Raw genomic sequence first — 13,496 nt, 5'->3', positions numbered from 1 at the left:
TGTCTGTGTGAGATGCAGGCTGAAATGCCAGGCGTGCTCTCCGGCCGGCAGCGGCACGCAGGCCGCCGCGACCAGGGCCGCGCCCTTACATGCGGACCAGTACCGAGCCCCAGGTGAATCCGCCGCCCACGCCTTGCATCAGGATGAGCTGACCCGGCTTGACGCGGCCGTCGCGGCGCGCGGCGTCGAGCGCAAGCGGCACGCTGGCCGCGGACGTATTGGCGTGGCTGTCGACCGTGATGACGACCTTCTCGACCGGCACATCCAGCTTGCGTGCCAGGAAATTCAGGATGCGCACATTGGCCTGATGCGGGATCAGCCAATCGACGTCCGAAACGGTGACGCCGGCTTCGGCGCACGTGTCGCGCGCGGAACGGTCCAGCACGGTGACGGCCTGCTTGAAGACAGCCTGGCCGTCCATGCGCAGGAAGGGATCGCCCGTCACGTCGCCGTAGGCCACGTTGCCAGCGGCGCTGAGGATCTTCATCTGGCTGCCGTCGGCGTGCAGTTGCGCGGCCATGATGCCGGGCTTGTCCGACGCCTTGAGCACGACGGCGCCCGCGCCGTCGCCAAACAGCACGCAGGTGCTGCGGTCATTCCAGTCCAGGATGCGCGAGAACACCTCGGCGCCGATCACCAGCGCGCAGCGCGCGCGGCCCGCCCGGATGAAGCTGTCGGCAGTGGTGAGCGCGTAGACGAAGCCGCTGCACACGGCCTGCACGTCGAACGCGGCCGACCCCTTGGCGCCGATGTTGGCCTGCACCAGGCAGGCCGTGCTGGGAAACACGAAATCGGGGGTGGACGTGGCCACGATGACGAGATCGATTTCGGAAGCGTCCACGCCTGCATCGGCCAGCGCAAGGCGCGATGCCTCGGTGGCCAGCTGACTGGTGGTCACGCCACGCTCGGCCAGATGGCGCTGACGGATGCCCGTGCGCTCGACAATCCATTCGTCGGAGGTGGCGATGTCGCGCGTCGCCAGTTCCGCAGCCAGTTCGTCATTCGAAACCACGCGTTCCGGCAGGAAGCTGCCGGTGCCCGCGATCACGGAATATTTCATTGCGGTATCCATCAAGCGGTGTCCCCAGCCACGTTAGGCGACGCCGCCGATGGGCGATCGCCGGATTGAACGCGCTTGGTAATTTGGGCGACCGTCTGAGCGGTGCGCTCCAGCAGTTTACTCACTACGGCTTCGCGGGCGCGCTGCAAGGCAAAACCGAAGGCGTAAACGTCCGCGGAGCCGTGGCTCTTGATGACCACGCCGCGCAGGCCCAGCAAGGCTGCGCCGTTGTAGCGGCGGTTGTCGACGCGGTTGCGCAGGCGGTTCAGCACCGGCTTGGCCACAGCGCCGGCGATCAGCGTGATCAGATTGCGTTTGAACTCTTCGCGAATGATGCTGGACAGCATCTTCGCCAAGCCCTCGACGGACTTGAGCACGACGTTGCCGACAAAGCCGTCGCAGACGACGACGTCGACCGTGCCCTTGAAGATGTCATTGCCTTCGACGTTGCCGTAGAAGTTCAGCGGGCTGCCGCGCAGGAGCTCGGCGGCTTCCTTGACGACTTCGTTGCCCTTGATGACTTCTTCGCCAATGTTGAGCAAACCCACCGTGGGATTGTCGCGATGGTCCACCGCCTGCGACAGCGCGGCGCCCATGATGGCGAATTGCAGCAGGTGCTCGGCCGTGCAGTCCACGTTCGCCCCCAGGTCCAGCACCGTGGTGGCGCGGCCCGTCTGGTTCGGAATGGACGTGGCGATGGCCGGGCGGTCGATGCCGTCCAGCGTCTTGAGCACGTAGCGGGAAATGGCCATCCAGGCGCCGGTATTGCCCGCGGAAACGCAGGCGTCCGCCCGCCCATCCTTGACGGACTGGGCAGCGAGGCGCATGGAGGAGTCTTTTTTGCGGCGCAGGGCGACCTCGACCGGGTCGTCCATGGTGACGACTTCGGAAGCCGCCACGATCTCAATGCGATCGCGCGCCACGTTGCGGTGCTCGGAGAGCGCCGCTTCGATAGCGTCGGGAAGCCCGACCAGCAACAGCCGGGTATCCGGAAATTGCCGGGCGAACTCGATCGCAGCCGGAATCGTGACGGGCAGACCGAAGTCTCCGCCCATACAGTCTATGGCGATGCGTATCACGGGTGCCAGGTATCAGCGCTCAGCCGAAATGGTCCGAGTACGAGTTCGGCCCGGGGGCCTTATTCGTCGGCCTTGGTCTTCAGGACCTTGCGGCCACGGTAGAAGCCGTTGGGGCTGATGTGGTGACGCAGGTGCGTTTCACCAGTGTTCGGCTCGATGGCGGTCGACGGGGCCACCAGAAAATCGTGCGAACGGTGCATACCGCGCTTGGAGGGGGACTTCTTGTTTTGTTGAACGGCCATGATGACTCCTAGAAACGGGGCGCATTGTACGCGATGCGGCCCGATGTTGATCTCAATCTTTGTGCTTCAGTTGTTCCAGCACCGCAAACGGCGACGGACGCTTGACAGCGGGCTCCTCTTCAAGAGCTTCGCTGGCCTTGGCCTGCGCGCCCGGGCATACATCATGCTTGGGCACATACGGAATGCTCAGAATGAGCTCATCTTCGATCTGGGCCAACAGATCAAAATGATGCGACCCCACCACCTTTTCAGGCAGGGAGGCCACCGAATCCCTTCCTACGCCGTCGTCGTCCTCGTCGTCGTCACCGTCGCCTTGTTCAGCAACGGAATAGCCATCGTCGAGGTCGTCTTCGGATTTGACCAGTTGCAGCACCACTTCGCTGTCGATCGGGTACGCAAACGGCGCATTGCACCGCTGGCATATGACGACCGGATTGGCCTGCACGTGCAGGCGCAGAAGCGGCTGACCCATCACCAGGCCGGTCTTGCCTTCGTCGCCTTGCACGGACCAGGTCACAAGACCCGCTTCGCCCGCAGGCTGCTCGGGCAAACCATCCACCACGCGTGCAAGCCGCACCAAGGCAATGGATCCCTGCGCCGTCTTGCGCATGCGGGCAAACGCAAACGCATCGATGGGTTTCATGACTGCATCCCTGGCGCCTGCTGACGCAGCCGCGGTCGCCTTCATACCCGCATTTATGCCCGCATTCATACCCGCAGTCACACCTTTCTTAGCACCTGCCGATCCGCCCGCGCGGCGACTATCGTCGCCAGGCTTTCCCTTGGGTGTCATGTTGATGTTCCTGCAAAAATGCCGCAAAACGTTAGATAATACTGTGACTTACGTATTATCGTCAAATGCCGAATGCCCCAGAAGCCTAGCCTGATCCTCGCGTCCAGCTCGCCCTACCGCAAAGAATTGCTGTCGCGGCTGCGCCTGCCCTTTATCGCGATTTCGCCCGATGTCGACGAAACGCCACAACCCGGCGAAGCGCCCGAGGCGCTGGCCTTGCGGCTGTCTGTCGCAAAGGCCATGGCCGTGGCGGCCAGGCAACCGGGCAGCATCGTGATCGGGTCGGATCAGGTGGCCACGGTGGACGGCGCGCCCATCGGCAAGCCGGGCGATTTTCTGCGGGCACAGGCACAGTTGCGCGCCCTGTCGGGCCAACTGGTGGAGTTTCACAGCGCCCTGGCGGTGACGGACGGCCAACGAGTGGAAAAGGCCGACATCATTACCCGCTGCCGGTTCCGCCAACTGCCGGACCGCGCCATCGACGCCTATCTGCGCGCCGAGGAACCTTACGATACCGCAGGCAGCGCCAAGGCGGAAAGCCTGGGCATTGCCCTGATGGAAAGCATCCAGAGCGACGACCCCACCGCCATCATAGGCCTGCCCCTGATCGAATTGACGCGCATGCTGGCCATTTTCGGACTGGATCCGCTCGACGCCCCGGGAGCGCCCGCATGAGCGGCGCCCTGCACCTGATCCCCGTCAGCCTGGGCGACGCACCTCCCGAACGCTGGCTGCCCGCGGACGTGCGCGCCCTCGCCGGCAGGCTGGACACGTATATCGCCGAAAACGCCAAGACGGCCCGCGCCTTCCTCAAGCTTATCGGCACCACCCGGCCGCTGCAGGAAATCACCATCCACACTCTGACCGACAAGGCCGACCCCGCGCAGATCAAGGCGTGGCTCGAACCCGTGAAGCAAGGCGCCGAGATCGGCCTGGTGTCCGAGGCCGGATGCCCCGCCGTCGCGGACCCCGGCGCCAAGGTGGTCGACGCGGCCCACCGCCTGGGAATCACCGTCAAGCCGTGGGTGGGCCCGTCGTCCATTCTTCTGGGTCTCATGGCCAGCGGCCTGGACGGCCAGCGATTCGCCTTCCACGGGTACGCCCCGGTGGATCCGGCCGAACGCGCCAAGCAGTTGCGCGCCTGGGAGCAGCACTCCGCCCGCCACAACCAGACCCAGTTGCTGATCGAGACCCCCTATCGCAACGCCGCCATGTTCGCGACGCTGGTGGCCACCCTGAAGGGCGACACCAAGCTGTGCGTGGCGCGTTCGGTGACGACCGACGACGAATGGGTCGTGACGCACACGGTGGCCGACTGGAAAAAGTTGCCCGCGCCGCAACTGGACAAGCTGCCCACGCTGTTCCTTTACCTGGCCCGCTGACATGATCCGCCTGATCTGCACGCTGCTGGCCGCGGCGGCCCTGGCGGGTTGCGCCTCGAGGGGTCCCGCCGGACTCGACCTGGACACCTCGATCACCGCCGTCAGCCAGAGCAGCCGGGTGCGCGCCGTCGTCGTGCACTACACGACCGTGGACGACGCCAAATCGCTGCACCTGCTTTCCCAAGGCAAGGTCAGCGCCCACTATCTGCTGGACCTGGACGGACGCGCCTACCGCCTGGTCGATGAAAACCGCGCCGCGTGGCATGCCGGAGCGAGTTCCTGGTACGGCAATATCGCGATGAACAGCACGTCGATCGGCATCGAGATCGTCAATCCGGGTTGGACGGAGGGCGAGGACGGCAAGCGCGTCTGGCACCCTTACGACGCGCGCCAGGTGCGCGCCCTGACGATTCTGCTGCGCGACATCATCCAGCGCCACGGGATCGCCGCCGAGAACGTCGTGGGCCACAGCGACATCGCGCCGCAGCGCAAGGTGGACCCCGGCCCGCTCTTTCCCTGGAAGGCGCTGGCGGACGCCGGCATCGGCCGCTGGTACAACGAAGCCGGCGCCGCCGAACACCTGGCTCGCCTGCAGGCCGAAGGCACACCGGACGTGGCGTGGTTCCAGAAGCAATTGCAGCGGCTAGGCTACGCCTGTCCGCAACACGGCACGCTGGATCGCGAAACCATCAATACGCTGGCGGCATTCCAGATGCACTACCGCCCTGCCCTGCACGATGGCCAGCCGGACGCGGAGACCGCCGCCATCATGCTGTCCATGTTGTGACGACCCGCGGCGCCCGCTAAGGCCGGCGCCGCCACCAAGCCACCACGCGCCAGCCCAGCAACACCGCCAGGACCGCGCTATATATCGCCGGCTGCGTCAGGTCGTTCTTGCCGGCCTTGTGCCACCAGTAATGCAGGATGACCAGCAAGCCGATGGCGTAAATGGCCCGGTGCAGGGTCTGCCAACGCTTTCCCATCCTGCGCATCGCCCACTGCGTGGAGGTTGCGGCCAGGGCCATCATCAGCACGAACGCCGAAAATCCCACCATGATGAAGGGGCGTTCACCGATGTCGCGCACCATTCCCACCGGATCGAACCCTCGATCCCACCAGACCCACGCCATGAAATGCATGGCCGCGTAAAAAAACGCGAAGAGGCCGCACATGCGCCGCACGCGCACCAGCGCGGGCTGTCCGAGCAGGCGCCGCAGCGGCGTGATCGCCAGGGTGACCAGCAGGCACACCAGGGCCCACGTGCCGGACGAACGGGTCAGGAATTCGACGGGGTTGGCCGTCAGGCCGTTGTTCATGCCCAGCCAGATCCAGCGCGCAAAAGGCGCCAGGCCCAGCACGAAAAGCAGCGGCTTGAAGCGCGCAACCGTCTTGGCCGACAGTTGCGCCTTGCCCGACACCGGGGCAGAAGCCACGCGAGGAGCGCCGACGGACATGGGGAGCCTCAGTAATTGGCCTTCAGGTCCATGCCCTGATAGAGCGACGCCACCTGATCGCCATAGCCATTGAACATCAGGGTTTTGCGCTTGGGGCTGAACAACCCGTCCTCGCCGATCCGGCGTTCAGTGGCCTGGCTCCAGCGTGGATGGGCGACGTTGGGGTTCACATTGGCGTAGAAGCCGTACTCTTGCGGCGCGGACTTCACCCACGAGGTCATCGGCTGCTTTTCGACGAGCCGGATCTTGACGAGCGACTTACCCGATTTGAAGCCGTATTTCCAGGGCACGGCCAGCCGCAGCGGCGCGCCGTTCTGGTTGGGCAACACGCGCCCATAGACGCCGAAAACCAGCATGGCGAGCGGATGCATCGCCTCATCGATACGCAGCCCCTCCACATAGGGCCACTCCAGGATGGCGGCCCGCACACCCGGCATGTTTTCGCGCTGCACGGCGGTGACGAACTCGACGTATTTGGCGTTGCCGTTGGGCTCGACCTGCTTGAGCACTTCGGACAGCGAATAGCCCACCCAGGGGATGACCATCGACCAGCCTTCGACGCAACGCAGGCGATACACCCGGTCTTCCATCGGGGCCAGCTTGAGCAGCTCTTCGATCGTGAAGGTGCGCGGCTTGTTGACCTCGCCTTCGACGCTGACGGTCCAGGGACGTGTCTGCAACTTGCCGGCATTGGCCGCCGGATCGTCCTTATTTACGCCGAACTCGTAGTAATTGTTGTAGGAGGTGACGTCCGACAGGGACGTCTGCTTGTCCATCACGCTGAAGGCGGGATTGGCCTTGCCCGGCAATGCGCCCGCCTCCTGCGCATGGGCTGCGCGCGTGGCCCATCCCGGCAACCCGACGGCGGCAGCGGCAGCGCCGGCCCGGAGCATCAACTCGCGGCGCGACCGCCACACGGCCTCGGAGGTGATCTCGGAAGAAAGAAGGTCGTCTGGCTTGCGTATCAGCATCGTAGTCTCCGGGAAGGCGCAGGCGCCCTGAGCGCGCCCCGCGCCCTTCATGGACGCTGGACGAGCCTATGTTATTCCGCGGCGCCCGCTCACAGAACGAGAAGAACGAGAAGAACGGGAGGCGCCTTTCCGATAGACCGGCCTGCAGGGCCGACGTTCCGCGGCCGCTGGACGCGCTTTGGAGCTAGGCGCCTGCGCCCACGCGCGGCAGCAGCCATTCGCGCATCAGCGGCACGCTATCGAACACGGCTTGCGGGGCACATCCCTGAAGTTCCTTCAGGGTATGAGCGCCGTACGTCACGCCCAGGCCATGCACCCCCGCATTGCAGGCCATCTGCAAGTCGTGCGAGGTGTCGCCCACCATGACGACCCCGGCCGGATCCACGTCCAGCTCCTGCATCAGCTCGTGCAACATCGCCGGATGCGGCTTGCTGAAGGTTTCGTCGGCGGTACGGGTGGCGTCAAACAGCGGCCCCAGGCCCGTGGCCGCGAGCGCCCGGGTCAGCCCGACCCGGCTCTTGCCGGTGGCGACTGCCAGGCGCACGTTCTGGCCGGCAAGTTCGGTCAACAGCTCGGGGATGCCGTCGAACAGGCGCAGCTCGGGATCGCGCAGCAAGTAATGCGTGCGGTAGCGCTCCAGAAACCGCGGGAGCATGGCCTGCGTCAGTTCCGGGACGGCGCGGCGCAAGGCGCTTTCGAGGGACAGACCGATGACCCAGCTCGCCTCGGACGCGGACGGCACCGCCAGCTCCAGGTCGCGGCAGGCGCCCTGGATGGCGGCCACGATGCTGTGGGTGGAATCCATCAAGGTGCCATCCCAGTCAAAGACGACCAGCGAATACGACATATCAGACCGACTCCAGTGATTTCAGTATGTTCCGGCAAGCGGGCGGCAGCTCGGCGGTAAGGGTCATGACCTCGCCCGTGAGCGGATGAGGGAAGGTGAGACTGTGGGCGTGCAGGAACATGCGATTGAAGCCCTGCCGCGCGAACCGGGCGCGCACCTCGTCGTGGCCGTATTTGTCGTCCCCGACGATGGGAAAGCCGCTGGCCGCCAGGTGGACGCGGATCTGGTGGGTACGGCCGGTGCGCAACTCGGCGTCGACCAGACTGTAACCGCCAAACCGCTGTTTCAGCGTGACGATGGTGTGCGCCGTCTGCCCGTCCGGATCCACCTTGACGCGGCGCTCGCCCGATTGGGTGGTCCACTTGGCCAGCGACAGCTTGATGTGCTGGCGATCGTTGACCCAATCGCCCTCGACCAGCGCAAAGTAATGCTTGTCGCTCCTGCCCTCGCGCAGCATGGCGTGCAGGGCCAGCAGCGCGCTGCGCTTCTTGGCGACCATGAGCAGCCCGGAGGTCTCGCGGTCGAGCCGGTGCACCAATTCCAGGAACTTGGCCTGCGGGCGGGCGGCGCGCAATTGTTCGATCACGCCGAACGACACCCCGCTGCCGCCGTGGACGGCCACGCCGGCGGGCTTGTCCACGACCAGCATCGCGTCGTCCTCGAACACGATGGGGAATTCGGCGGCCGGCACGGGCCTGGGCTTGCCCGGATCGGGCAGGCGCAGCGGCGGAATGCGCACGACGTCCCCTTCTTCCACCCGGTAGTCGACCTGGATGCGTCCCTTGTTGACGCGCACCTCGCCGCCGCGGATGGCCTTGTAGATGTGCGTCTTGGGCACCCCCTTGCACAAGCGCATGAGGAAGTTGTCCAGACGCTGGCCGGCGTGCTCGGCGCCCACTTCGACCATCCGGACGGCGGGCGCTGCTTTTGAGGCGAATTCAGGGGAGGAAGTTTCTTTGCGCATTGCGGAAAGCGACATATAATCGGGACAGCCTTAAGGGGCTGAACAAGCCGCCTGGCGTAGAGATGCAACCAACACGCAACTCCGTCGAGCGCGCGGGCCGCCATTGTACTGCCTGCTCATTCAACCCCTGGGTCTCTTGGTCGCCGGCGCAACCGAGCCCTGCGGGATAGTGGTGTGGCATTCATCTTGCCCGCTTTCCCGGCAGGTCCGTTGCATGCCGCAAGCGGCTCTGAAGCACTGCAAGAATCGTCGCATATTTAAAGCACCAGCTGCGTGTAGGCAACCAATCCGACCGCAGCTGCCGTTCCCAGCACACTCCGTCAAACCACATTCAGTGAAGCTGACCCTCCTGCTGAAAGAACCCCGTGCCCCACGGCACGACGTGCCCGCCTGACCCGCGGCGGATACGCCTGGGCGCCGCCCAGGTACGGTCCGCAACTTCTTGCCCGCTTCAGCCGCAGCCCGAGTGGCCCGAGGTCACGCGCCGATATCGGCGCGTCATGACAACGGAGAAACCCTCTCATGAAGCGCATGCTGTTCAATGCGACGCATCAGGAAGAATTACGCGTCGCTATCGTCGATGGGCAAAAACTCATCGACCTCGACATCGAGACTGCCGGCCGCGAACAACGCAAAGGCAACATCTACAAAGGTGTCATCACCCGGATCGAACCCGGCCTTGAAGCCTGCTTCGTCAATTACGGCGAGGACCGCCACGGCTTTCTGCCTTTCAAGGAAGTTGCCCGCAGCTTCTTCAAGGAAGGCGTGGATGTGCGCACCGCCCGCATCCAGGACGCCCTGCGCGAAGGCCAGGAACTGATCGTCCAGGTCGAAAAGGAAGAACGCGGCAACAAGGGCGCCGCCCTGACCACGTTCATCTCGCTGGCCGGCCGCTACCTGGTCCTGATGCCCAACAACCCCCGTGGCGGCGGTGTTTCGCGCCGCGTCGAGGGCGAGGACCGCCAGGAACTGCGCGACACGATGGAACAGCTCGACCTGCCCCAGGGCATGAGCATCATCGCCCGCACCGCAGGCATCGGCCGCAACGTCGAAGAACTCCAGTGGGACCTGTCCTACCTGTTGCAGCTCTGGACCGCCATCGACGGCGCCGCGCGCGACAATGCCGCGCCCATCCTGATCTACCTCGAATCCAGCCTCGTCATCCGCGCCATCCGCGATTATTTCTCGCCCGAGATCGGCGAGATCCTGATCGACACGGACGAGATCGCCGACCAGGCCACCGCCTTCATGAGCGTGGTGATGCCGGACAACGTCCAGCGCGTCAAACGCTACCGTGACGACATCCCCCTCTTCTCGCGCTTCCAGATCGAACACCAGATCGAGACGGCCTATTCGCGCACGGTGCAATTGCCCTCGGGCGGCGCCATCGTGATCGACCACACCGAAGCGCTGGTTTCCGTCGACGTCAACTCGGCCCGCTCCACCCGCGGCGCCGACATCGAGGAAACCGCGCTGCGCACCAACTCGGAAGCGGCCGACGAAGTGGCCCGCCAGTTGCGCCTGCGCGACCTGGGTGGCCTGATCGTCATCGACTTCATCGACATGGAAGACAGCAAGAACCAGCGCGCCGTCGAACAGCGCCTGCGTGATGCCCTCCATTTCGACCGCGCCCGCGTCCAGATGGGCAAGATCTCGCGTTTCGGCCTGATGGAGCTGTCGCGCCAGCGCCTGCGTCCGGCCCTGAACGAAGGCTCGCACATCACCTGCCCGCGCTGCAACGGCACCGGCGTGATCCGCGATGCCGAGTCCAGCGCCCTGCACGTCCTGCGCCTGCTGCAGGAAGAGGCCATGAAGGAAAACACCGCGGCGGTCCACGCCCAGGTGCCCGTCGACGTGGCCACGTACCTCTTGAACGAAAAGCGTGCCGACATCACCAAGATGGAAGCGCGCCTGAAGGTCAACCTGATGCTGATCCCCAACAAGCATCTGGAAACGCCGCACCATCACATCGAGCGCCTGCGCCACGACGATCCGCGCCTGGAAGAAGTGAAGACCAGCTTCGAGCTGGTCGAAGCCCCGGCCACCGACGCCCCCTGGCAGCCGCGCGAAAGCGAAATCAAGTCGCGTCCGGAAGCCCTGGTCAAGGGCATCACGCCGTCGCAGCCTGCTCCGGTCTCCACCCCCGCCGCACCGGCCGCGGCCCCCGCCGCGCCCGCCACGGGCGCCGGTCTGGGCGGCCTGTTCAAGCGCCTGGTCGGCTGGCTGACCGGCGGTTCCGAACCCGCCAAGCCCGCGCCCGCCCCCGCCGAAGAGACCGCCAAGCGTGCCGCCCCCACCCGCGGCAAGGGCCGCGGCAGCCATGACGGCCAGGAGCGCCGCGGCGAACGCCACGGTTCCGACCGCAACCGCAACCGTCGCGGCGAAGCGCGCGGCGAAGGCGCCGAGGGCACGGAAGGCGCACGTCACCACGTGCGCGGCAACCGCCGCTCCGACGCCGAACGCGGCGAGCGCCAAGGTCGCGGTGAAGCCCGCGGCGAGCGCGATACGCAATCCGCCACGCAAGCCGCCCTGGCATCGAGCCGTCCGGATCAGGCGCCCGAGCTCAACGGTGAAGACACCGGCGCCGGCCGCAACCGCCGCCGTGGCCGTGGCCGCAACCGCCGCGAGGAAGGCCAGGCCGACGCGCCGATGAGCGAACAGGAAAGCATGGTCGCCGCTTTGGCCCAGACGGTCGCCACCGCGCTGCCCGACGCCCGATCTGAACAGCAGCCCGCCGCCGAAGCCAACCTGGACGCCGACGCCGTCGAGCAGTCCGCCGATGGCCTGCAGGGTGAAGGCGCCGAAGGCGCGGCCGATCCCGAACGCAAGCGCCGCCGCCGCCGCAGCCGCCGTGGCCGCCGCAGCCAGGAAGAAGCAGGCGTGGCCGGCAGCGACGAGCTGCTGGAAGACGGCACGGACGAAGCCGGCGAACCGCAGGCCGACGGCGTCGTTGCCGAGCCCGCGCAACCGGCTGCCGCCCAGACCGTAGCCGCCCCCGCGCAGCAGGTTCAAGCCGCTCCGGCCGCACAGCCCGAGCAGGCCGCCGCGCAACCCGCACCGGTGCAGGAAGCTGCTCCCGTGCAGGAAGCCGCGTCCGGCCAGGTCGAAACCGCCAAGCCCGAGTCCGAGTCCGCGCAGGTCGTTGCCGAGCCGGTGACGCAGCCCGAGGCCGAGCCCGTCGCCCAGCCCGTGCAGACGGGACCGCGTGAAGCCGCCCAGCCCATCGCCGTGGCGCCCGCCAGCGAAGTTTCCGTTGCCGCCGAACCGGTGCAAGCCCCCGTGGAAGCGCCCGCCGTGGAACCCGTGGTCGAAGTGCCCGTAGCCGCCCCCGCACCGGCAGCAGCCCCCGCGGCAGCCCCGGTCGCCGCCCCGGCGCCCGCACCGTCGGCCCCGGCCAGCGCGCAGCCCATCGTGGTGCCTGCCGCTGCCCCGGCCGCCAAGGCGCAGGCTCTGCACGACGTGGTCAATGCCGCCGGCCTGCAGTGGGTGGAAACCGATCCGGAACGCCACGCGCAGACCCAGCAGCGCATCGCCGCTTCGTACGCGCCGGTCCGCCTGGGCCGCGAGCGCAAGCCGGTGACGCCCGTCTCGAACGAGCCGCTGGTCCAGGTCGAAACCCGCCACTAAACGGCAAGCCCGCAAGGGCTTGGCCTGACAAGGCGCAACACCCCGCAATCCGGATTCGAATCCGGACTGCGGGGTGTTTTTCATGGTACGGGCGGATTCACAGGGGCCGCGCCGCGCCCTCGGGAAGGGAGCTAGGGCCCCGGTCCCCCTACGCGCGGCGCGCAAGCGGATTCAAGGCCCTGCCCGCCTCCTCCACAAAGGCCTCCGCGAGCGCCGAATGCGGCATGTGCCGCGCCCACAGAATGCCCATCCGGCGCAGGGGCGCACGCCCGGGCAGCAGCACGCGCTTGACGCGGCGGCTGTCGAGCCAGTCCGGCGCCCAGTCCGGCACCAGCGACACGCCCAGGCCCTCGGAGACCATGCAGGCAATGCCCATGAGGCCATCGACCTCCAGCCGCTCGCGCGGCGCGATGCCATGCTGGCGCAGGTATTGGTCGGCCAGGCGGCCGCCCCAGACGTTGCGGTCGTAGCGGATGAAGGGTTGCGTGCGCATCAGTTCGTGGGCGTCGTTTCCCGGCGTGCCGGGCGGCGCAAGAACGACCAGCGGCTCCTCGGTCAACAGCTTCCAGGCGTAGCCCTTGGACAGGTTGAATTGCGGCTTGACGATGAACGCGGCGTCCAGGTCCCCGTTGATCACCCGGTGGTACAGGTGATTGGAGGTGCCCGGCTCCATGAAGACCGCCAGCTTGGGCAGCCGGCGGTACAGGCGGGCCAGGACGATGGGCATGATGCCCGTCAGCCCCGAGGCCGAGACCCCCAGGCGCAGCTCGCCCAGCGGCGCATCGTCCGCGGCGCTGGCCCGTAGGTCGCGCACTTCGCGCAGGACGCCGCGGGCGCGTTCCAGCACTTTCAGGCCGGCTTCGGTCGCCTTGACGCTGCGCCCCACGCGCTTGACCAGCGTGGCGCCCAGCTCCTCCTCCAGCGTGCGCACGCGCGCCGCGATGGCGGCGGGCGTCAGGTCGAGCCGCCGCGCCGCCTCGGCCAGCGAACCGCATTCGACCACCGACACAAAGCTCTGCACATATCGCGTATCCACCGTCTCCCCCTTGTCGATACGTGGCTTGACCGATGGCAAAC

13 protein-coding genes are annotated in these 13,496 nt (G+C 66.6%); 4 read left to right on the top strand and 9 right to left on the bottom strand.

The annotated features are described in order from the left end of the window. Window positions 1-85 precede the first annotated feature (85 nt). The 4 genes from BMW75_RS05920 to BMW75_RS05905 are packed head-to-tail and all read right to left on the bottom strand — an operon-like array spanning window position 86 to window position 3,024. Window positions 86-1,072, bottom strand: coding sequence for a beta-ketoacyl-ACP synthase III (locus BMW75_RS05920; protein WP_076519381.1), 987 nt, complete (start codon window positions 1,070-1,072; stop codon window positions 86-88). Continuing rightward, window positions 1,072-2,139, bottom strand: a complete 1,068-nt coding sequence (plsX, locus tag BMW75_RS05915; RefSeq protein ID WP_076519380.1) for a phosphate acyltransferase PlsX — start codon at window positions 2,137-2,139, stop codon at window positions 1,072-1,074. The genes BMW75_RS05920 and plsX overlap by 1 nt, the downstream gene beginning before the upstream one ends. Window positions 2,140-2,198: 59 nt before the next feature. Beyond that, on the bottom strand, window positions 2,199-2,381 hold the full coding sequence (gene rpmF, locus BMW75_RS05910) for a 50S ribosomal protein L32 (protein ID WP_006218037.1): 183 nt from the start codon (window positions 2,379-2,381) through the stop codon (window positions 2,199-2,201). A 52-nt stretch (window positions 2,382-2,433) separates the two neighbouring features. Beyond that, on the bottom strand, window positions 2,434-3,024 hold the full coding sequence (locus tag BMW75_RS05905) for a YceD family protein (RefSeq protein ID WP_254791943.1): 591 nt from the start codon (window positions 3,022-3,024) through the stop codon (window positions 2,434-2,436). A 222-nt stretch (window positions 3,025-3,246) separates the two neighbouring features. On the opposite strand from BMW75_RS05905, the gene BMW75_RS05900 reads away from it, so the two are divergent. Genes BMW75_RS05900 through BMW75_RS05890 form a run of 3 tightly spaced genes read left to right on the top strand, consistent with a single transcriptional unit; the run spans window position 3,247 to window position 5,343 of the window. Next, window positions 3,247-3,849, top strand: a complete 603-nt coding sequence (locus BMW75_RS05900; RefSeq protein ID WP_092577825.1) for a Maf-like protein — start codon at window positions 3,247-3,249, stop codon at window positions 3,847-3,849. Beyond that, window positions 3,846-4,556: an SAM-dependent methyltransferase gene (locus BMW75_RS05895; protein WP_092577822.1), complete on the top strand. Its 711-nt coding sequence runs from the start codon at window positions 3,846-3,848 to the stop codon at window positions 4,554-4,556. Before BMW75_RS05900 ends, BMW75_RS05895 begins: the two co-directional genes overlap by 4 nt. Before the next feature lies 1 nt (window position 4,557). After that, entirely contained in the window at window positions 4,558-5,343 is a 786-nt protein-coding gene (locus tag BMW75_RS05890) for an N-acetylmuramoyl-L-alanine amidase (protein ID WP_092577820.1), read from the top strand. Between the two features lie 16 nt (window positions 5,344-5,359). Here BMW75_RS05890 and msrQ read toward each other — a convergent pair whose 3' ends face one another. The 4 genes from msrQ to BMW75_RS05870 form a co-directional block, all read right to left on the bottom strand. Continuing rightward, entirely contained in the window at window positions 5,360-6,010 is a 651-nt protein-coding gene (msrQ, locus tag BMW75_RS05885; protein WP_092577817.1) for a protein-methionine-sulfoxide reductase heme-binding subunit MsrQ, read from the bottom strand. A gap of 8 nt (window positions 6,011-6,018) precedes the next feature. Beyond that, window positions 6,019-6,981 (bottom strand): protein-methionine-sulfoxide reductase catalytic subunit MsrP, encoded by a 963-nt coding sequence (gene msrP, locus BMW75_RS05880; RefSeq protein WP_092577814.1) that lies wholly within the window; start codon window positions 6,979-6,981, stop codon window positions 6,019-6,021. 184 nt (window positions 6,982-7,165) lie between these two features. Continuing rightward, window positions 7,166-7,828, bottom strand: a complete 663-nt coding sequence (locus tag BMW75_RS05875; RefSeq protein ID WP_092577812.1) for an HAD family hydrolase — start codon at window positions 7,826-7,828, stop codon at window positions 7,166-7,168. A 1-nt stretch (window position 7,829) separates the two neighbouring features. Next, complete coding sequence (locus tag BMW75_RS05870) at window positions 7,830-8,792, bottom strand: RluA family pseudouridine synthase (protein ID WP_369825571.1); 963 nt, start codon at window positions 8,790-8,792, stop codon at window positions 7,830-7,832. A 522-nt stretch (window positions 8,793-9,314) separates the two neighbouring features. Here BMW75_RS05870 and BMW75_RS05865 point away from each other — a divergent pair. Next, window positions 9,315-12,419, top strand: a complete 3,105-nt coding sequence (locus tag BMW75_RS05865; protein ID WP_092577807.1) for an Rne/Rng family ribonuclease — start codon at window positions 9,315-9,317, stop codon at window positions 12,417-12,419. A 148-nt stretch (window positions 12,420-12,567) separates the two neighbouring features. Here the strand turns inward: BMW75_RS05865 and BMW75_RS05860 are convergent, their stop codons facing one another. Beyond that, a complete protein-coding gene (locus tag BMW75_RS05860; RefSeq protein WP_092577805.1) occupies window positions 12,568-13,455 on the bottom strand; it encodes a LysR family transcriptional regulator in 888 nt (295 codons plus the stop codon). Window positions 13,456-13,496 lie beyond the last annotated feature (41 nt).

Source organism: Achromobacter sp. NFACC18-2 (genome assembly GCF_900108985.1).
Classification (GTDB): Bacteria; Pseudomonadota; Gammaproteobacteria; order Burkholderiales; family Burkholderiaceae_B; genus Achromobacter.
Note: the sequence above shows the minus strand (reverse complement) of the source record. Positions and strands in the feature narration are given on the sequence as shown.

Excerpts from the sequence above, each read along its gene's own strand:
- BMW75_RS05920 (WP_076519381.1), bottom strand. The coding sequence starts at position 1,072 with ATGGATACCGCAATGAAATATTCCGTGATCGCGGGCACCGGCAGCTTC.
- rpmF (WP_006218037.1), bottom strand. The coding sequence starts at position 2,381 with ATGGCCGTTCAACAAAACAAGAAGTCCCCCTCCAAGCGCGGTATGCAC.
- BMW75_RS05905 (WP_254791943.1), bottom strand. The coding sequence starts at position 3,024 with ATGAAACCCATCGATGCGTTTGCGTTTGCCCGCATGCGCAAGACGGCG.
- BMW75_RS05900 (WP_092577825.1), top strand. The coding sequence starts at position 3,247 with ATGCCCCAGAAGCCTAGCCTGATCCTCGCGTCCAGCTCGCCCTACCGC.
- BMW75_RS05895 (WP_092577822.1), top strand. The coding sequence starts at position 3,846 with ATGAGCGGCGCCCTGCACCTGATCCCCGTCAGCCTGGGCGACGCACCT.
- BMW75_RS05890 (WP_092577820.1), top strand. The coding sequence starts at position 4,558 with ATGATCCGCCTGATCTGCACGCTGCTGGCCGCGGCGGCCCTGGCGGGT.
- msrQ (WP_092577817.1), bottom strand. The coding sequence starts at position 6,010 with ATGTCCGTCGGCGCTCCTCGCGTGGCTTCTGCCCCGGTGTCGGGCAAG.
- msrP (WP_092577814.1), bottom strand. The coding sequence starts at position 6,981 with ATGCTGATACGCAAGCCAGACGACCTTCTTTCTTCCGAGATCACCTCC.
- BMW75_RS05875 (WP_092577812.1), bottom strand. The coding sequence starts at position 7,828 with ATGTCGTATTCGCTGGTCGTCTTTGACTGGGATGGCACCTTGATGGAT.
- BMW75_RS05870 (WP_369825571.1), bottom strand. The coding sequence starts at position 8,792 with ATGCGCAAAGAAACTTCCTCCCCTGAATTCGCCTCAAAAGCAGCGCCC.
- BMW75_RS05865 (WP_092577807.1), top strand. The coding sequence starts at position 9,315 with ATGAAGCGCATGCTGTTCAATGCGACGCATCAGGAAGAATTACGCGTC.